General features: G+C 38.3%; 17 protein-coding genes and 1 pseudogene. 14 read left to right on the top strand and 4 right to left on the bottom strand.

Going from position 1 to position 19,673, the window contains the following annotated elements:
• Positions 1 to 47 precede the first annotated feature (47 nt).
• Positions 48 to 650 carry a hypothetical protein gene (locus ACQ86H_RS21465; RefSeq protein ID WP_431292418.1) on the bottom strand — a complete coding sequence of 201 codons (603 nt, stop codon included), beginning with the start codon at positions 648 to 650 and terminating at the stop codon, positions 48 to 50.
• Between the two features lie 170 nt (positions 651 to 820).
• On the bottom strand, positions 821 to 991 hold the full coding sequence (locus ACQ86H_RS21460) for a hypothetical protein (RefSeq protein WP_431292417.1): 171 nt from the start codon (positions 989 to 991) through the stop codon (positions 821 to 823).
• Between the two features lie 106 nt (positions 992 to 1,097).
• Between ACQ86H_RS21460 and ACQ86H_RS21455 the strand changes: the two genes are divergently transcribed.
• Positions 1,098 to 1,580 carry a GNAT family N-acetyltransferase gene (locus ACQ86H_RS21455; RefSeq protein WP_431292416.1) on the top strand — a complete coding sequence of 161 codons (483 nt, stop codon included), beginning with the start codon at positions 1,098 to 1,100 and terminating at the stop codon, positions 1,578 to 1,580.
• 81 nt (positions 1,581 to 1,661) lie between these two features.
• On the opposite strand, the gene ACQ86H_RS21450 is transcribed toward ACQ86H_RS21455, so the two are convergent.
• Both ACQ86H_RS21450 and ACQ86H_RS21445 read right to left on the bottom strand, forming a co-directional pair.
• Positions 1,662 to 3,551, bottom strand: coding sequence for an outer membrane beta-barrel family protein (locus ACQ86H_RS21450; RefSeq protein WP_431292415.1), 1,890 nt, complete (start codon positions 3,549 to 3,551; stop codon positions 1,662 to 1,664).
• A complete protein-coding gene (locus ACQ86H_RS21445; protein ID WP_431292414.1) occupies positions 3,551 to 4,075 on the bottom strand; it encodes a carboxypeptidase-like regulatory domain-containing protein in 525 nt (174 codons plus the stop codon). Before ACQ86H_RS21445 ends, ACQ86H_RS21450 begins: the two co-directional genes overlap by 1 nt.
• A 207-nt stretch (positions 4,076 to 4,282) precedes the next feature.
• On the opposite strand from ACQ86H_RS21445, the gene ACQ86H_RS21440 reads away from it, so the two are divergent.
• From ACQ86H_RS21440 to ACQ86H_RS21380, 13 genes and pseudogenes are all read left to right on the top strand, one after another.
• On the top strand, positions 4,283 to 5,290 hold the full coding sequence (locus tag ACQ86H_RS21440; RefSeq protein WP_138820583.1) for a sensor histidine kinase: 1,008 nt from the start codon (positions 4,283 to 4,285) through the stop codon (positions 5,288 to 5,290).
• An 83-nt stretch (positions 5,291 to 5,373) separates the two neighbouring features.
• Positions 5,374 to 6,084 carry a LytR/AlgR family response regulator transcription factor gene (locus ACQ86H_RS21435; RefSeq protein WP_431292413.1) on the top strand — a complete coding sequence of 237 codons (711 nt, stop codon included), beginning with the start codon at positions 5,374 to 5,376 and terminating at the stop codon, positions 6,082 to 6,084.
• Positions 6,085 to 6,484: 400 nt separating this feature from the next.
• On the top strand, positions 6,485 to 6,952 hold the full coding sequence (locus ACQ86H_RS21430) for a nucleoside triphosphate pyrophosphohydrolase family protein (protein WP_167293229.1): 468 nt from the start codon (positions 6,485 to 6,487) through the stop codon (positions 6,950 to 6,952).
• Between the two features lie 18 nt (positions 6,953 to 6,970).
• The gene (locus tag ACQ86H_RS21425) at positions 6,971 to 7,816 is read left to right on the top strand and encodes an alpha/beta fold hydrolase (RefSeq protein WP_138820586.1); all 846 of its coding nucleotides are present in this window, start codon (positions 6,971 to 6,973) and stop codon (positions 7,814 to 7,816) included.
• A 248-nt stretch (positions 7,817 to 8,064) separates the two neighbouring features.
• Positions 8,065 to 9,159, top strand: a complete 1,095-nt coding sequence (gene rhaT / locus ACQ86H_RS21420; RefSeq protein WP_138820587.1) for an L-rhamnose/proton symporter RhaT — start codon at positions 8,065 to 8,067, stop codon at positions 9,157 to 9,159.
• A 28-nt stretch (positions 9,160 to 9,187) separates the two neighbouring features.
• Positions 9,188 to 11,309, top strand: a pseudogene (locus tag ACQ86H_RS21415) (bifunctional aldolase/short-chain dehydrogenase).
• Positions 11,310 to 11,685: 376 nt separating this feature from the next.
• A complete protein-coding gene (locus ACQ86H_RS21410; RefSeq protein WP_431292412.1) occupies positions 11,686 to 12,966 on the top strand; it encodes a sugar isomerase in 1,281 nt (426 codons plus the stop codon).
• A gap of 12 nt (positions 12,967 to 12,978) precedes the next feature.
• The gene (locus ACQ86H_RS21405) at positions 12,979 to 14,364 is read left to right on the top strand and encodes an FGGY-family carbohydrate kinase (RefSeq protein WP_138820590.1); all 1,386 of its coding nucleotides are present in this window, start codon (positions 12,979 to 12,981) and stop codon (positions 14,362 to 14,364) included.
• Positions 14,365 to 14,406: 42 nt separating this feature from the next.
• Positions 14,407 to 15,438, top strand: a complete 1,032-nt coding sequence (locus tag ACQ86H_RS21400; RefSeq protein ID WP_431292411.1) for a GntR family transcriptional regulator — start codon at positions 14,407 to 14,409, stop codon at positions 15,436 to 15,438.
• Positions 15,439 to 15,681: 243 nt separating this feature from the next.
• Entirely contained in the window at positions 15,682 to 15,924 is a 243-nt protein-coding gene (locus ACQ86H_RS21395; protein WP_138820844.1) for a type II toxin-antitoxin system RelE/ParE family toxin, read from the top strand.
• The gene (locus ACQ86H_RS21390; RefSeq protein ID WP_431292410.1) at positions 15,905 to 16,189 is read left to right on the top strand and encodes a helix-turn-helix domain-containing protein; all 285 of its coding nucleotides are present in this window, start codon (positions 15,905 to 15,907) and stop codon (positions 16,187 to 16,189) included. The genes ACQ86H_RS21395 and ACQ86H_RS21390 overlap by 20 nt, the downstream gene beginning before the upstream one ends.
• A gap of 47 nt (positions 16,190 to 16,236) precedes the next feature.
• A complete protein-coding gene (locus ACQ86H_RS21385; protein WP_431292409.1) occupies positions 16,237 to 17,691 on the top strand; it encodes a hypothetical protein in 1,455 nt (484 codons plus the stop codon).
• Entirely contained in the window at positions 17,643 to 19,622 is a 1,980-nt protein-coding gene (locus tag ACQ86H_RS21380) for a DEAD/DEAH box helicase (RefSeq protein ID WP_431292408.1), read from the top strand. Before ACQ86H_RS21385 ends, ACQ86H_RS21380 begins: the two co-directional genes overlap by 49 nt.
• Positions 19,623 to 19,673 lie beyond the last annotated feature (51 nt).

The following is a 19,673-nucleotide window of genomic DNA, read 5'->3' as shown; positions in this document are numbered from 1 at the left end:
GCTTAACATATTTAGTTAAGCGGGCATTTTTTATTTGTGGCGGTATTTTACAATAATATTTTACTGCTGATATCTTTGTTAATGGTAATGTAACCCGGATATTTAACAGGTGTATTGCCCAACATAAAGGTTGGCTTTATTTTAATGGTTAATAAACCTAGTTTTTCATCTTTTGAAGATGATCCTTTTTGAGCTGCCTTGATGATATCGTTAAATACATTGCCATTAGATATTAATCCATAAATATTGCTCACCAACTGTACCGGAACAGTAACTGTTTGGCCTTGCGCAATGCTTACATTTTGATTAACAATACCTTGTGCCAAATCGGTATTGTTGACCAGTATTTTATATTCGAACTGGTTTATCGCAGCTAAATTGCTTGATGGATTGGTTATTTCTAAATTTAGATTGGCTTTTAAAGGAATGTCTTTTCTTAATAAACCCAATGCAACCCCAGGCAAGCTGTTTAAACTAAAGCGCTGCTGATCCATTAACGTTTTAACATCTGTACCTGCAATCGATACCTGTTGTACACTTGTAATTTTATAGGTGCAGTCTTCCAGGGCTTTTATCTGCTGTGCCTGCCTGTTTATTCCGCAACCAAAAATGCTTATGGTAAACAGGAAAAGCAATATTTTTTCTTTCATATTATTCATAACGCCAAAATACTAAAACTATTTCAGCTGCAATGTGAGTTAACCAAAATTAACTCAGGGGCCTGGTGTAGCGGTTTCGATATCATCACGTTTATCGTCGGTATCAGTTTTGTTTTCTTCGGAAGGTTTCTCCGTAATATCTGCTGCTTCATCCTGATCATTCAATTTTTCCCATCCTTAACTTCCTCCGTTTTTAATGCAGGCTCACCTGGTTTATCGGTTTCCTTTTCTGTTGAAGGCGTTACGGTTTCTATTTCCAGCTGTACATCATCTGTTGGTTTTGGATGACTGTTGCCTTTAAGTGCTCCTGTTTTATTTTCTTCGTTTTCCATGGTATAATCTGTTTTAATATTTTATAAATAAAATTCAATAGCATTTTGTTTGCTTTTATTAAAAAGCAGTTACTCATTTTTTAACTTTGCAACAAATTATAGTAATATGGCCATTACCCTTAGAAAGATCACTCCAACAGATAATATTGCTACTGCTTCCATGATCAGATCGGTTTTAAAAGAATTTAAAGTAGACAAGCCTGGTACTGTTTATACCGATCCTACAACCGACGATTTGTCAACTCTTTTCGAACATCCTAAATCTGCTTATTGGTTAGCCGAAGAGGATGGAGTTATTATTGGTGGCTGTGGTATTTATCCAACAGCTGGCTTGCCAGAGGGTTGTGTTGAACTCGTTAAATTTTATGCTCTGCCAGCTTCGCGCGGTAAAGGTATCGGTAAAATGCTAATGGAAAAAAGTATAGCATCTGCTCAGCAATTTGGTTATAATGAAATTTACCTGGAGTCTTTTCCGGAACTTGCCAAAGCCATTACCATTTACGAAAAGGCTGGATTTAAAAAACTCGCAGGTCCGCTGGGCAATTCTGGTCATTATGCCTGTAATATTTGGATGCTATTGGTTTTATAGCTCGTTTAATTGTTGAAACGGATTAATCGGCTAACTGTAGAAATCCAGCTTAGTTAACCGATTTTATCTTGCCCTCATTTTTTAATTTTTGCCAACCCTGTTTTCTTCATCGCTTGTTCCGGTTTGTCTTTTACGCGCAGTTTTGATTTTCATGTTCCCGAATTTATAGGTGAAACTTAAGTTTATCCTGCGGCTTTCCCATTCGTTCTGCCAATAGGTTTTAATATTATTGTACTCCAGGTTGGCCCTAAATTTACTCGTATTAAAAACGTCGTTTACTTTTAAGGCTAATGTGGCATTTTTGTTCCAGAATAATTTTTTAGCACCGATATTGAGCTGGTAACTGCCTAAACTTCGGAAAAGGCCGGAAACAGAAGGGGAATCGTAAAAAGCATAAGCCGATAAGCTATAGTTTTTAGGTAAGGTGATGGTGTTATCTGACATTATAGACCAGTTCCAGGAGAAAGCATCATAACCATTGCCCTGTACAGCTGATTCGGTGCGGTTAAATCCAGCCGAAACTTCAGTACTGTTGTTCCACCATTTGGTTACATCAAAAGGACTTCCGGTTGCCATGTAAAAGTTGGTGGTACGGTTAAAGTTTTCTGGTCGGGAGATACTTTCTTTGGTCGCATCATTTTGATAAACTACTTCCCATATCGAGCCATTGTTAACCGAATAACTCAACGTTAATATCCTGAAATTTTTAAATGAGTAGTTAAATTCAAAGCTATTGGCGTAAGAGGGCTGTAAAAACGGGTTCCCCTGCAAGGCGGTGTAAGGGTCGCTATAAAAAGTAAAGGGATTTAAACTGCTGTACGATGGGCGATTAATACTTTTGCGGTAGGCAGCCGTAATCAGGTTGTTCGAATCGAGTTTTAAGGAAATAAAGAGTGTTGGAAAAAGCTTCCAGTATTTTCTGTCGATCAGCGTATTCGTTCCCGATGAACTGCCATTGCCCAAAGTCTGCTCCGCACGTAAACCCGCTTTGATCTGTAAATTTTTAAAGCTTTGATCTAATGAAAGATAACCTGCATTAATGTTTTCATTGTATAAAAATAGATTTGTCCTTCCTGGATCGGTGATCCAGCCAGCGGTTTTCAGCGAATCGAAACGCACATCGCTCAGCGATTTTACCCAACTACTTTTCCAGCCGGTTTCCATTTTTAGGATTTTGTTAAAATTCAGGGTATAATCAGCTTTGATAGAATAAATGGATACCTTGCCCATACCATTATTACGCAGATCGATTGGATTGCCAATGAGCTGGTCGTTTGCATCAAGGTAATTGTTGGTGAAAGTTTCGTTTCGGCTGTTATCGTAATGCACATAATCGGCATCAAATCCCAGCTCGCCTCCCAATGTATCGGTTTTTAAACGGTAATTTAAATTAATGGCGTGGTTTTTCTCTGTATTGCTTTGAGGGTTAAACATACTTGTGCCACCTATTTTTGCCCCTGCAGCATTGTAGTTTATAGAATTACTATTTACCTTGGTTTCTTCCGGAGCGGTATAACCTTTTACCATAATGCCCAGGGTATTTTTATCATCAATAAAATAATCTGCACCTGTTGAATAATTTAAGCTATTCGTAACCGGGTGCCAAAAGTTAAGCTGGTTATATTGTTCTTCCTCTATGGTTCTGTTTAAAGTTAACCTGTTGTATGAGTTATAGTGTCCGGCGTCTAAACGCAGATAAGTACTCACTTTACCGATATTGTAATTCAGGTTGGTGCCTGCATAAACTTTTTCATAACGACCGTAACCACCACCCATATTCATGTTTCCGTTAAATCCCTGCATTTTATTTCTTTTGAGTTTGATGTTGATGATCCCTGCCGTGCCTGCCGCATCAAAAGAAGAAGGTGGATTGGAAATCAACTCTATTTTACTTAATACAGATCCGGGTAGCGATTTTAAATAAGTGGTTAATTCCAAACCCGTCATGTAACTCATTTTACCATCAATCATCACATTGATTCCTTTTTTCCTTTCAGTACAATGTTATCATCCTTATCCAGTTTTACACCTGGCGACCTACTGATTACTTCTAATGCATTATCACCTGCGGTATTCATCTGTTCTACGTTTACAATTACCCGGTCTGCTTTTTGATTAATTACGGGCATTTTTGATATAATGTTTACATCTTTCAGATTTTGAGTGTGCTCTGCCAGTGTAATTGATGGAACCTTAACAGCTATATCTTTCACTTCAAATGGTGCGGATTGGTTTTTTCCATAACCCATCATTAAGGCTTTAATTAAATACCTGCCAGATTTTACGTTACTAAATTCATACAAACCCTGTTGGTTAGAGGCCTGTAATGCCACCGAAGCAGAATCTGGTAGGTGGATCAGGGCTACAGAAGCATAATCAAGTGCTTGATTGTTTTTATTGGTAACTGTTCCTGATATTTTGATATTTTGGGCAAAAACGGTTTTAATGCTAAAAAGGAAGAAGAAAATAAGGATGGTTTTAAGTAAGCGGTTCATTTTATGTTTGTTTAATATTGACGATTCAAAGATGAAGAGCTTGCGGCAGGCTAAAAATTATATAATCCCAACCCTTTAAAATATTATCCCAATCCATTTTTATACAATAAAAGGTGTTCATACTTAAATTGTACAGGTTAGGATAATTATTTGCATGTTTGGAATAAGAAAATAGGCGGTTAAAAAAGCTTTGTATAGTTTTAGGCCATGAAAACAATAAAAATCATTTCCATTCACATACTTTGCTGGTTACTTGTATTGGGCTATTTTTATGGTGGCTATTTAATTGATGGTACAACTTTTAGCAAGGCTGCTTTAAGTATCTCTATGAATTTTATTCAATTGATAGAGTTCTACATCTGTTACTTATGGGTATATCCAAGATTTTTGAAAAAAAATAAAGTACCTCAGTTAATCGGAGGGATTTTGTTTACCATTGGGGTATTTATTGCACTTAGGTATTTAATAGAAGAAGTACTTTATTTAAAATGGCTTGGTTTTCACAACTATAACGATGGTATAGCTGCCTGGGATTACATTTCGGATAATATTTATTGGAGCATTGGTTTTATTGTTACACCGGCTGCAGTTTATGGTATCGAACAGAGCTTCAAGTCAGAACAGGTTAACCGAAAACTGAAGGAAGAAGTGGTTAAAGCGGAACTTTCATTTTTGAAATCGCAGATCAATCCGCACTTTCTGTACAATACCTTGAATTATGTTTATTCCCTGGCTATTCCTGTTTCCGATCAACTGGCCAATGCCATTTTGCGTTTATCAGATCTGATGCGTTATACATTGAACGATAGTCCGGATGGTAAAGTAAGTTTAAGCAAGGAAGTGGAGTATTTAGAGAGTTATGTAGCGCTTTTTAAAATGCGTTTTGAACCAAAGTTTTATGTCGATTTTATAACAGACGGAATTGCTGATCAAAAAATAGCTTCGCTTATATTAATCCCTTTTGTTGAAAATGCTTTTAAACATGGTGTGGTAAATGATGAAGCCCAGCCCGTGCGTATTAAGCTGAAAGTGCAGAACAAACGATTAAGTTTCGAAGTAAGCAATAAGATCAGTCACGCACAAAAGGACCACTCAAGCGGTGTAGGTATGGTAAATATTCACCGTAGGTTAGATTTGATCTATCCCGAAAAACATGAGTTATTGATTTCTAACAACGGCAATACCTATAAAAGTACTTTGATCTTAAATCTCTGATCGATAATTTGAACAGTTAAAAAACATGTTGACAATATTTACGCTAAATGCCATATACTAACCCCTAACCCCCTAATTCCACTATGATCCGTTGCCTTGCTGTTGATGATGAATCTTATGCTTCAGATATTATTGCTGTTTTTATCAATAAAACCCCTTTTTTAGAATTGGTTGGGACCACTACAAATGCTTTTGAAGCCCTTAATCTGGTGCAGGAAGGTAAGGTAGACCTTGTTTTTTTGGATATACAGATGCCTGAATTAACCGGGATCCAGTTCTTGAAGATCTGTGGAGGTAAATGTAAAGTAATCTTAACCACGGCCTATTCTGAATACGCTTTAGAAGGCTTTGATCTTGATGTGGTAGATTATTTGCTTAAACCGATCTCCTATGAGCGTTTTTATAAAGCAGCTACGAAAGCGCGACAGATTTTAATGCCAGTAGCGCCTGTTCGGCAGGAAGTTGTTATACAACAAACCGCACAAGGAAACGATTTTATTTTCATCAAGGGTGATACCAAAAACAAATTTATCAAGGTTAATTACGAAGATATCCTGTACATAGAGGGGTTGAAAAATTATGTTTCAGTGTATACTGCTACCCAAAGGATTGTAACCTATCAGGCATTGCGTGAGCTGGAAATCGAACTACCTCAGCCACCTTTTTACCGTATCCATAAATCGTATATTATCTCTATCGAAAAAATCAAGATGATAGATGGGAATACCGTTTATATCAACGATCAGGCTATTCCCATTGGCGAAACCTATAAAGAAGAATTTTTAAAGTGGTGAGGGAGGGTAAAAAGAATGGTTAATTGAGGAAGAATTAAATATTGTTAGATTGTTCAATTGTTGGGGTTCATCTTTCAATTAACCAGTTTCAACAATTAACGGATTAACCATTCTCAGCAGTTGTCAGTTAGCCATTTGAAGATAACAATTTTGTAATTACCATGGGGGCATTTAACCAGTTCGATAATTAACTAATAACCATTCTCAACAGTTTTCAGTTGGCAATTTGCAGTTAACAATTTAGCAATGCAAGAATTAAACAATCCAGTTAGCAATTCTACTTACAATTAACCATTTTCAACAATTAACCGATTAACCTTACAGTGTGTGCATAAATTCTCCCCAATATTTCTCCTGATTTTTTTAAGTTTGCTGCGTAAAGATTAAATCAAACATTACCATGCAAGAAACCAATTCGCTAAACCAGGTAGCGGAATTTCACACTACCTTTAAACATCCTATACTTGAAAATCCGGTTATTCCATCAAAACAGAGAGCTAATCTGCGTATTTCGCTTTTGGCTGAAGAATTAAAAGAATTACAGGAAGCAGTAGAAAATGATGATCTGGTAGAAGTGGCCGATGCCCTTTGCGATCTGCAGTATGTGTTGGCCGGAGCCATTCACGAGTTTGGTCTAGGTGGAAAATTTAAAACTTTATTTGATGAGGTTCACCGCTCTAACATGAGTAAAGCCTGTAAAACAGTAGAAGAAGCTGAACAAACGATTCAGTTTTATTTAGACAAGGATCAAACTGAATCTTATTATAAAGAAATTGACGGATTGTTTTTGGTGTTCAGGAAATCTGACGATAAAACTTTAAAATCGATCAATTATTCTCCTGCAGATTTAAAATCGCATTTGGTTTAACCCGTAAATAAGCTCGAATTGAAAAGACTAAAACAAATTGCAAACGAGCTGAAATTAACGCAGGCAAATCCTGATGCAGCTTTAATGCGTGAGTTTATTTTTTACTCCCCAAAAATGCCATTGCGCCTGCATCAGGAACAGCTTATTGCCACTTCAAAACAATTTAGCCTTCAGGTTTTTGATACCTATTTTACCAATGCCAACGTAACCTTTAACTGTTTTAGCTGGGGAAATGGAAAAAGAAAAGTGTTGCTTACGCATGGATGGGCCTCAAAAGCTTTAGATTTTTATGAGCTGATTATTGAACTCCAGAAAATAGAAGACCTGGAGATTATTGCTTTTGATGCGCCTGGTAACGGAAGTTCAATCTCCGAATTTTCTAACCTGATGTTATATGCCGATTCGGTAAAGTCTATTGCATTAAACTACGTACAGCCAGATATATTAATTGGACATTCGCTAGGCGGAATGGCTAATGTAATTGCGTTGCAAGAATTAGGAGTAACTCCCGATCTGCTCATCAGCATTGCTCCATTAATCCGGCTCAAAGAAAACTTCGAACAGAGCCTTGATTCAGTAAGCATCGGAGCAAAAGATCAGGATATATTTTTCGCGAATTTTGCAAAAGAGTTCCCCGTTTCTGCTGGCCACTTTAACCTGACTGAACTTTATCAGTTAAGTCCGGATTTAGATCATTTTCTGGCTTATGATCCCGCCGATCATATTTCACCTTTCCCATTTCTGAAAGACTTTTTAGATAAAAATCCTGCCATCAGTTCAAAATCTTTTGAAGATGTGGGGCATTATAAAATCCTGAAATCTGCTGATGTTATTGAAGATATTGTGAGGAGGATTTCCTTATAAAAACCGTCATCTCAACTGGAACGCAGTGAAATGGAGAGATCTGTCTTGATAGATCTCTCGACTATGTTACTCTCCGCTCAAGATGACGACTTTTTTCGCGCAAATATCCAACCCCTCTCCTGACTTATCTAATTCCATCATCCATTATACATCTTCCATCCACCATATTATTTCTCATCCATAACAGTGCATAACAGTTAAAGTTACTGCAAATTCTATTTTAGGGCAACCAAATATTAAATTAGAGCATGCAAGCAATTTTAGGTGTAATTTTTCATTTCTTCGGTGGTTTCGCCTCCGGAAGTTTTTATATTCCGTACAAAAAAGTTAAAGGCTGGGCCTGGGAAAGTTACTGGATCGTTGGGGGAATCTTCTCCTGGCTAATCGTTCCGCCACTTGCTGCATTTTTAACCATCCCTAATTTTACAACAATTATCACCAGTACCAATGGTAGTATTTTATGGTTGACCTATTTTTTTGGCGTGCTTTGGGGCATTGGAGGCTTAACCTATGGTCTAGGCGTTCGTTATCTGGGTGTATCATTAGGAAGTAGTATCATTTTAGGTCTTTGTATGGTTCTAGGTTCAATCCTTCCATCCATTTACTTCGATTTTTTCCCGCAGGCAGGTAAAGATACTTTTACTATGTTTTTGCATACCGATTGGGGACGTATGGTATTACTGGGGCTTTTGGTGTGTGTGGTTGGAATTATTATCTGCGGTAAAGCAGGTATGATGAAAGAAAAGGAAATGAAATCTGGTATTACCGATCCGCATGGCATGGAGGTGAAAACCGAATATAAATTCGGTCTTGGTTTATTCGTAGGCATTGTTTCAGGTGTTTTAAGTGCCTGTTTCAATTTCGGTATTGAAGCCGGAAAACCAATGGCCGAGGCTGCAAACACCATCTGGAAAGCAGCAAATCCTGCTGAAACCGGTAATTTTTTGTTTCAGAATAATGTTACTTATGTAATTGTACTTTGGGGAGGTTTAACCACCAATTTTATATGGTGTATGGTGCTGAATGCCCGAAACAAAACATTTGGCGACTATACAAATTCAAAAACGCCGCTGTTAAAAAACTATATTTTTTCTGCACTGGCAGGTACCACCTGGTTTTTACAGTTCTTTTTCTATGGAATGGGCGAGAGCAAAATGGGTAACGGTGCCAGTTCGTGGATCTTGCACATGGCTTTTATCATTTTGATCGCCAACGTATGGGGACTCGTGTTGAAAGAATGGAAAGGGGTATCCAAAAAGACCTTGTTTACTGTTTTGGCGGGTATTTTAACCATCATTGTTTCGGTACTCATTGTTGGTTATGGTAATTCAATAAAAGGTTAATAAATAAAAATTTAAATAGAATATAAGAATGTCAATCAATACGAAAAGTTATAAGCACGTAAGCTATCTATGGGATGAAGAGGAAGCCGCAAAACTGGCTGGAGATGAAGTTGCCCTCTTAATTTATCGCTCTAATTTATTGGGGGCTGATTTACGCTTAACCAATTATGGTGGGGGAAATACCTCGTGTAAAGTATTGGAAAAAGATCCGCTTACCGGTCTGAAAACCGAAGTAATGTGGGTAAAAGGTTCAGGTGGCGATTTAGGTACTTTAAAGAAAAGTGGTCTTGCAGCATTATATGTTGATCGTTTGCGAAGTCTGAAAAATATTTATCGGGGAGTAGAACATGAGGATGAAATGGTTGAACTGTTTAATCACTGTATTTTCGATTTAAGCTCTAAAGCACCCTCAATTGATACGCCTTTGCATGGTTTCCTGCCATTTGCGCATATCGATCACTTGCACCCTGATGCGGCCATTGCCATCGCTGCGGCTAAAGACGGTAAAAAAATTACGGAAGAATTATTCGGAGGAACCATTGGCTGGGTGGAATGGAAAAAACCGGGTTTCGAACTGGGACTACAACTAAAACAGTGTTTAGATGAAAATCCGGGCATTCGGGGCATCATGTTAGGCTCACATGGTTTATTTACCTGGGGAGATACCGCTTACGAAAGTTACCTGAATACTTTAGAAGTAATCGAAATCTGCTCTGACTACCTGAGCCAAAATTATGGTAAAAAAGGTCCGGTTTTTGGTGGACAAAAGATTGAAAGTGCAGCAGCAGATCAGCGTAAAAAACAAGCGGCTGCTTTAGCGCCTGTTTTACGTGGTTTGTGCTCTTCCAAACAACAGATGATCGGTCATTTTACTGATGACAGTCGTGTATTGGAATTTATCAATTCTAACGATCTCGATCGCCTTGCGCCAATGGGAACCAGTTGTCCCGATCATTTTTTAAGAACTAAAATCAGTCCGCTTGTTTTATCATTAGCAAGCGATGCCGATTTATCAGATGTTAAAGCACTAAAAGAACAATTAAAACCTGCTTTCGAAGCTTATAGGGAGATGTACACGGCTTATTATGAAGCTTGTAAACATCCAAACAGTCCCGCAATCCGCAATACCAACCCTGTGGTGATTTTGTACCCTGGCATCGGTATGTTTACTTTCTCTAAAGATAAACAAACAGCGAGGGTTGCTGCAGAATTCTACATCAATGCTATTAATGTAATGAAAGGCGCCGAAGCGGTTTCTGAATATACTTCATTACCACATCAGGAAGCTTTTAATATCGAATATTGGTTGTTGGAAGAGGCAAAATTACAGCGTATGCCAAAACCAAAACCTTTAACAGGTAAAATTGCCCTGATTACAGGCAGTGCCGGTGGAATTGGTAAGGCGATTGCTAAAAAGTTTGTTGCCGAAGGTGGTGTGGTGATCTTAAATGATATGAATGCTGAGCGTTTGGAAGAAGCAGGTAAAGAATTTGCGAGCCTTTATGGTAAAGATTCTTATAGTACCGCAATTTTGAATGTGACCAGTGAAGCAGATATTAAAGCCGCTTTTGATTCGGCAGCGCTGGCTTTTGGCGGTGTAGATATCGTGGTAAACAACGCAGGTTTATCAATCTCTAAAACCATTGCCGACCATACCGAAAAGGATTGGGACTTGTTATATGATGTTTTGGTAAAAGGCCAGTTTTTTATTACCCAGGCTGCAACAAATACGATGCAAAAGCAGGATATTGGTGGAGATATCATTAATATTGTAAGTAAGAATGCTTTGGTAAGCGGACCAAATAATGCCGGTTATGGCAGTGCGAAAGCTGCACAGTTACATTTGAGCAGATTAAATGCTGCTGAACTCGGAGCAGATAATATCCGTGTAAATGTGGTTAACCCTGATGCTGTAATCAGCGATAGCAATATCTGGGCTGGCGGTTGGGCCGAAGGCCGTTGCAAAAGCTTATGGCATTACTGTTGCAGAGTTGCCCGCTTATTACGCAAAACGTACTTTGTTAAACCAGATTATATTACCAGATGATATTGCCAATGCCTGTTTCGCCTTTGTGGGAGGCTTGTTGCACAAATCAACCGGGAATGTTTTAAATGTTGATGGCGGAGTAGCCATGGCATTTGTAAGATAATACAAGCATATATTCTCGGCCTGTGTCCCCACAGAACGAAACGGATAAACAAATTAGTGGTCTGTCGGGGGAGATAGCACGGTAATAAGAGTAGAACGTATTAAATAAATTTAACCACAGATAAAAAGGATACACACGGATACAAATCTGTGTGTATCTGTGTAAATCTGTGGCTAAAAATAGTTGTCTTTGGAGACACAGAACACGGCGATAAGACAAAATTGAAAATTCAGTTTTTTCAGTTTTTAACCGATCTGTGCAAAGCATAGACCGAAAAGATTTTAATTTTTTTATAATCGTCCTCGTTTGAAACGAGGATGAGCGAGAACGGCGATTGTATCGCCACAACGATTAGCAATAAAAACCAAATATCCTCATGAATATCGATCAGAACCAAATAGAAAAACATAACGACTCCCTTTTAACTTCACATCAACGCAAACTTGCTTTTTTGAAAGAAGATTGGTCACACGCTGATCTCGAAAGCGTAATCCAAAAATTGGTCGATTTTCAAATTGCCATTCCAAGCTGGGCATTGGGTACTGGTGGAACACGTTTTGGCCGTTTTGCCATTACCGGTGGTGAGCCACGTAACATTGAAGAAAAAATTGAAGATGTAGGCTTACTTCATGCCCTTAATGGTGCAAGTGGCGCCATTTCGCTACACATTCCGTGGGATATCCCTCAAAATGCAGAAGCGTTAAAATCCTTAGCATCTGGCTATGGTTTAAAGTTCGATGCCATGAACTCCAATACCTTTCAGGATCAGAGAGGATCAGCACATAGCTATAAATTCGGTTCGCTTCAAAATGTGAATAAAGACATCCGCAAACAGGCAATTGAACATAATATTGAGGTAATTAAACACGGTATTGCATTGGGATCTGATGCGCTAACTGTTTGGCTTGCCGATGGTTCTTGTTTTCCTGGTCAGCTTAATTTTCGTAAAGCATTCGAAAATACTTTAGAAAGCCTTCAGGAAATCTATTCAGCCTTGCCGGAAGATTGGAAAATGTTTGTGGAGTATAAAGCCTTCGAGCCTAACTTTTATTCAACAACAGTTGGCGATTGGGGTCAATCACTGTTATACGCCAGTAAACTGGGTAAAAAAGCCTATACCTTGGTGGATTTAGGTCATCATTTGCCAAATGCTAACATTGAGCAAATTGTGGCTTTATTGTTAATGGAAGGGAAATTGGGTGGTTTCCACTTCAACGATTCTAAATACGGCGATGATGATTTAACTGCCGGAAGTATTAAACCTTATCAATTGTTCCTGATCTTTAACGAACTGGTAGAAGGTATGGATGCAAAAGGCATGAACCATACAAAAGATTTAGGATGGATGATCGATGCTTCTCACAATGTGAAAGATCCTTTAGAGGATTTATTACAGTCAGTGGAAGCCATTATGATTGCCTATGCACAAGCCTTATTAGTTGATAGAAAAGCATTAAACGAAGCGCAGAACAACAACGACGTAGCCAAAGCACAGGAAATTTTGCAGCATACTTTCCGTAGCGATTTAAGGGCTTTAGTAGCCGAAGCCAGATTAAGAGCTGGAGCAGCTTTATCACCGATTGTACTTTACCGTGGTTTAGAAGTTAGAAATCAATTAGTTAATCACCGCGGAAATACTGTTGCCACAGGTTTGTAAGTAGAGAATAAAATGACTAAACCTGTAATCGCCATATTTGATGTTGGGAAAACAAATAAAAAACTGTTCTTGATCGACGAAAGCTATAGTATTGTTTACGAGCGGTCAGCACGTTTTGTAGAAACTGTTGATGAGGACGGCGAACCGTGCGAAAATCTCGAAAGCCTGCGTTTATCCGTTTACGATTCCCTGCATCAGGTTTTGCAGTTAAAAGAGTTCGATGTTAAGGCCATAAACTTTTCTACTTATGGGGCTAGTTTTGTTTATCTTGATAAAAACGGCGATCCCCTGACACCACTTTATAACTATTTAAAAGAGTATCCTGAAGCGCTTAAAAATGCCTTTTATGCAAAGTACGGTGGCGAGGAGAAGATTTCATTAGAAACGGCCTCACCAATTTTAGGCAGCTTAAATTCAGGGATGCAAGTGTACCGCATGAAAAATGAAAAGCCCGAAATATTTAAAAAAGTAAAGTGGGCGTTACATCTGCCTCAATATTTAAGCTATCTGATTACGGGTAAGGCTGTGGCAGATATTACCAGCATTGGTTGTCATACCCAACTCTGGGATTTCAATAAAAACCAGTACCATAACTGGGTATCGGCAGAAAAGCTCGACGATAAGTTTGGAACCTTTACTCCGGGCGATTCCAGCCTGAAAATCAATTTTGAAGGTAAAAGTATTCAGGTTGGAGTAGGTCTTCACGATAGCTCCGCAGCGCTGATTCCTTACCTGGCTAATTTTAACACACCATTTGTGCTCATTTCAACCGGAACCTGGTGTATCAGTTTAAATCCTTTTAACCAGGAAGCTTTAACAGCCGAAGAACTTAAACAGGATTGTCTGTGTTACATGCACTTTAAAGGGAAGGCGGTTAAGGCTTCGCGTGTTTTTGCAGGTTATGAGCATGAGGTACAGCTTAAACGGATCGCCGAACATTTCAATCGCGCGGCCTATCTATTTAAACATTTGAAGTTTAACCCCTCCATGATTTTGAAACTGGCTAATAAAATCCCTGAAAACCAACAGGAACAACAAGGTTTTTCGGCAAGTTCTGCATTTCAAGCGCGTGATCTGAGCCTCTTCCAAACCGCGGAGGAAGCCTATCATCAATTGATTTTTGACCTGATTAAACAACAGATTTATTCGTTAAAGTTAATTTTAAATGCAGGTGTGAAAAGGATTTTTGTAGATGGTGGTTTCGGTAAAAATGCAATTTATATGCATCTGTTGGCTATTTCTATTCCAGATATAGAGGTTTATGCTTCCTCAGTTTCGCAAGCTACGGCAATTGGTACGGCGTTGGCAATAAATGACGCCTGGAACGAAAATCCTGCACCAACAGATATGATCCAGTTAAAATACTATTCTGCCATACAACGCACCATAGATTTTTAGGGATTTCCGTATATTAGAATTTCCTACATCAATATAGTCAATTTGAAACCAGAAGATTTAATCCCGTATCTTAACGTCGACGAGTATTCATCGACGCCAAAATACAAGCAGTTAACGAATGCTATTTTGGCGGCTATTGAAAGTGGTAAACTTCTGAAAAATAGTTTGTTGCCTTCGATAAATGAGTTGAGTTTTAGTCTGGAGATGTCGAGAGATACCGCCGAAAAAGGTTACCGTAATCTCCGGAAATTAGGGGTGGTTGATTCTGTGCCTGGCAAGGGTTATTTTATTATCAATACCGATTTTTCACGGAAACTGAAGGTTTGTTTGCTTTTTAATAAACTCAGTACACACAAAAAGATCATTTACGATTCCTTCACAAAAACCTTAGGAGAACGTGCTGCGATTGATTTTTATATCTACAACAACGATTTCGCCCTGTTTAAAAAAATGATTGTGGCCAAACGCGGCGATTATTCGCACTTTGTAATTATTCCACATTTTTTAGAAGGAGGTGAAAATGCGCACGAAATTATCAATACCATCCCAAAAGAACAACTGGTTATACTTGATAAACTTTTACCTGGGGTAACCGGCGATTATGCTGCGGCCTACGAAAACTTTGCACAGGATATTTACGCAGCTTTAGAACAGGCATTAGACCGCCTTTCGCATTATCGAACCTTGAAAATTATCTTTCCAAAAAACAGTTATTTCCCGCACGAAATACTCACAGGCTTTTACAGGTTCTGCCAGCAATATGCTTTTGATCATAAGGTAATCCACAACATTAAAGACGAGGAAATTAATCCTGGGGAGGTATACATTAACCTGATGGAAGATGACCTGGTAACACTGATTGAACGCTTAATTGCCCAGAAACTTAAAATCGGGAAGGATGTTGGCGTAATTTCTTATAACGAAACGCCTTTAAAAAGAATTATTTTGGATGGGATTACCACCATTTCAACTGATTTTAGCGAACTGGGCGCTCAAGCTGCTGAATTTATCCTTAACGGAAAAACTGAAAAGGTAGCCGTGCCTTTTTATTTGAACCTGCGTAAATCGCTTTAAGTTAGGTTATTCTCAACTTGCTACGCACTAGATTTAGTTAATAGGTTTACTCAGTAAACGCATTCTTTAATGTAGCTAAATATTTTGAATTTGTTATCTAATTAGCTAACTTTGAGTTGACCTAAATCTGGTTAATGAACGAGGAATTTATCAGGGACATTTTTTACTTTGAAGAGTATTTTGGATTTTTATGGGTAGCTTAAGCCCAACGTAAAGAAGAAATTCAATTGGACTTTACAATTAATCGCTACACTTGAAAAAGTTCCTGAAAAATATTTTAAGCACATCACAGGTTCAACAGGACTTTTTGAAATTAGGGTCGAAGTTGGTTCAGATATTTTTCGGGTATTTAGTTTCTTCGATAAGGGAAAACTGATCATCCTGGTAAATGGTTTTCAAAAGAAAACTCAAAAAACACCTAAAAATGAAATTGAACTGGCTGAGAAACTTAAAAAGAAATATTTCGATGGAAAAGACAAAAAATAAATTGACATTATTTGCTGATCATTTGGACAGCGAATACGGCAAACGTGGGACTGAAGAAAGAGAAATCTACGAACAAGAGTTTGAGAGTTTTAAGCTAGGAGCCATGCTTCAGGAACTTCGGAAAGAAAAGGGATTGACGCAAGAGCAGCTTGCAGAAAAATGTGGTACTACAAAAACCTACATTTCAAGAATTGAAAATAATGCAAGTGATATTAGACTTTCGACTTTAATGAGGATTATTAAAGTTGGACTTGGGGACATTTGAACTTAAACGTGAGTTTATAAAAAGCAATATTATCTTATTTAGTTTAAATGAGTGATCAGGTAACCGCGCATCCAGTATCAGAACAAAATCCTTACGATTATATCTTAAAGGATTTTAACCTGAAAAATCTGAGCCAGATTGTTATCCTCAAACATTTAAACGGATTGATTCATACTGATGTTAAAGGCTTTTATCAGCTTGTTCCAGAGCAGATTGAAATCGATTTTGCAGCTTTTAGCGATGAAGCCTCCGGATTACCTTTTCCAATTGTTCAGGTTCAGCAGTACCCAAACTCGGTAAAACTTTCTTGCCGGTGCAGTACACCAAAATATAAACTATGTGAACATCAGGCGAGGGTTTTATACAACATCCTTCAGCGTCAGGATCTGCTCATTTTTTCGACAGTAACCAGCGGAAACAAAAAGCTGGCCAAAATTGCAATCGATTATGGATTGGAGAAAGAGGATAATCTCGATCTTCTGTTTAATCTCCGCTACGAGAATGACCAGGTAACCATCCGGCCAAAAATGGATGCCCTCCAGCCATTTAACAAAGAAACACAGCAAAATTTACAGGAACTTTTACTGCCGGCAAGTAAACCTAAAATAAAAGCGCCTGTCAAAAACAACCCGGGTAAAATGATCCTGGTTTTTGGGCAACATCGCTATTACAACAATTTAACGGTAGAATTATTTGAAGCCCAAACTACTAAGAATGGAAAGGTTAAAAATCCTTTAAAAGGAATTAATCCGGCTGATTTGCTCTTTAAAACAAATGATAACGATGAGGTAAAGTTTTATAGCGGTATTACCACTTTTCAGCAGAATTACAATAATGATCAAAGCGAGGTGGAAATTGAAGCCTTAAAAGCGATCGTGAAAAATCCTCAACAGATTCCTTTTTACCTGCAGGATAGTAAGCAGTCTGTGGCTATTCAAGCCTCCACCATTATCGCAGTTAATGCACATTTACTGGAAGTAGATTTACATCTTTCGGTAAACCAGCGTGATGATTATTATGAAATTACAGGGCGGCTGATCATCGAAGGGAAATCATGCGAACTGGATAACCTGGTATTGGTACACCAGTATTTTGTTAAACTTAACAATCAACTCTATCTAATTGGCAGGCTGGATTTTCTACGCGTAATTGGTTTTTTCAAAAAGCAGAGCAACAAGTTAATTCTGCACAAAACCAAATATCCGGAATTTCAAAAAGTTATTCTGGTGCCTTTAGAAGGAAGTATCCATGTTGATTATTCTTATTTAAAACCTGCCACAAAAAGCCAGATCGAAGAAAAGGGTTTCGATCTTGAAAACGAACAGTTAATCTACCTGTCAGAATCTGAAGATTACATTCTTCTTACACCGGTAATGCGTTATGGAAACCTGGAAATTCCTGTGCTGTCTAAAAGAAAATCCAGGCGCAGGATAAACTGGGTAATCTCTTTACCTTGCATCGTGATGAAGATGCCGAACTGCAGTTTATCGGGAACGTTTTGAAACAGCACCCTTATTTCTATGATCAGGAAACCAACGATTCTTTTTATCTGCACCGCAAAAGGTTTCTGGAAGAAGCCTGGTTCCTTGATGCTTTTGAAGTATGGCGAAATAAAGGAATTCATATTTTAGGATTCAACCAGCTCAAAAACAACAAATTGAGCGAATTTCAGGCAAAAATCAATATCGAGGTATTGAGTGGGACGGATTGGTTTGAAACCAAAGTAAAGGTAAAGTTTGGTAAACAACAGGTTGCGTTAAAACATCTCCATAAATCGATCAGGAACAAAAGTAAGTTTGTAATGCTTGATGATGGAACCCAGGGCATACTGCCAGATGAGTGGATCGAAAAATTTGCAGCTTATTTTAGTGCTGGCGAAGTAACCGAAGATGCCATTCTTACGCCTAAAATTAAGTTTGCTTCTATAAACGAGCTTTATGAAGATGCTTTGCTGGATGGTGATGTAAAAAACGAATTAAAACTGTACAGACAGAAATTTGAAGGTACCGAATCGATTCAAGAGGTAGCGGTGCCAAAAGGTTTAACCGCAACTTTACGCCATTACCAGAAAGATGGCTTAAACTGGCTCAACTTTTTAGATGATTTTAATTTTGGTTGTTGTTTAGCCGATGATATGGGATTGGGTAAAACCATTCAGGTTTTGGCTTTCATTTTATCACAGCGCGAAAAAGTAAAGCATAATACAAATCTGGTGGTGGTTCCGGCTTCGTTAATATTTAACTGGAAGGCTGAAGTAGAGAAGTTTGCACCATCCATAAAAGTAAAAACCATTTATGCTGGCGAAAGGACCAAAACAACTGATACTTTCGATGATTACGAAATCATTTTAACCTCTTACGGGACATTACTTTCTGATATCCGTTTCCTGAAAGATTATCGCTTTAACTATATCTTTTTAGATGAATCGCAACTGATTAAAAATCCGGAATCGCAACGTTATAAAGCAGTCCGGATGCTGCAGTCGCGAAATAAAGTAACCATGACGGGAACGCCGATTGAGAATAATACCTTTGATTTATATGGTCAGCTATCATTTGCCTGTCCGGGTTTGTTTGGCAGTAAACAGCAGTTTGCCGATTTATATTCAACCCCAATTGATCAGTTTAAAGACAGTAGAAGGGCAGAAGAACTCCAGAAGAAGATAAGGCCGTTTATTCTCCGCAGAACCAAGGAACAGGTAGCGAAAGAACTTCCCGATAAAACAGAAATAATATTGTATTGTGAAATGGGAGCTGAACAGCGCGAAGTATACGAAGCGAACAAAAAGGAAATTCAGGATTTTATTTTGGGTAAACAGGAGGATGAGCTGCCTAAAAGTTCGATGCATGTACTGAAAAGTATTACCACCTTAAGGCAGATCTGCAATTCGGCTGCCTTACTCGCTGATGGAAAATCTTATCTGCAGGCTTCTTCAAAAATTGATGTGTTGATGGAGCAGATTGAAAGCAAGGCCGGAAAACATAAAATTCTTGTTTTTTCTCAATTTGTTACCATGCTCGATCTGATTAAAAAGCAATTGGAAAGCAAGGGAATCAGGTATGAATACCTCACCGGACAAACACGCAAAAGAGCTGAAGCGGTTGCCTCATTTCAGGAGAATGCCGATATTCCGGTTTTTCTGATCAGTTTAAAAGCCGGGGGTACCGGATTGAATTTAACCGAAGCTGATTATGTTTACCTGGTGGACCCATGGTGGAACCCCGCAGTGGAGAACCAGGCAATTGACCGCGCTTACCGGATCGGGCAGCATAAAAATGTGATGGCTGTACGGCTAATCTGTCCTGACACGATTGAAGAAAAAATTATGAAACTTCAGGCGACCAAAAAAGATCTGGTCAAAGATCTGATCCAGACAGAAGGTAGTTTGTTTAAAAACTTGACTAAGAAAGAGTTATTAGGGTTGTTGAGCTAAATTCCCCGTGTTGTAAACAAATAGATCCGCCTGGATTTAAAAATCGGTCGT

It is taken from the genome of Pedobacter sp. P26 (assembly GCF_050632135.1).
In the GTDB taxonomy this organism is placed as follows: Bacteria; Bacteroidota; Bacteroidia; order Sphingobacteriales; family Sphingobacteriaceae; genus Pedobacter.
This window is presented reverse-complemented; position numbering and strand designations above follow the sequence as displayed.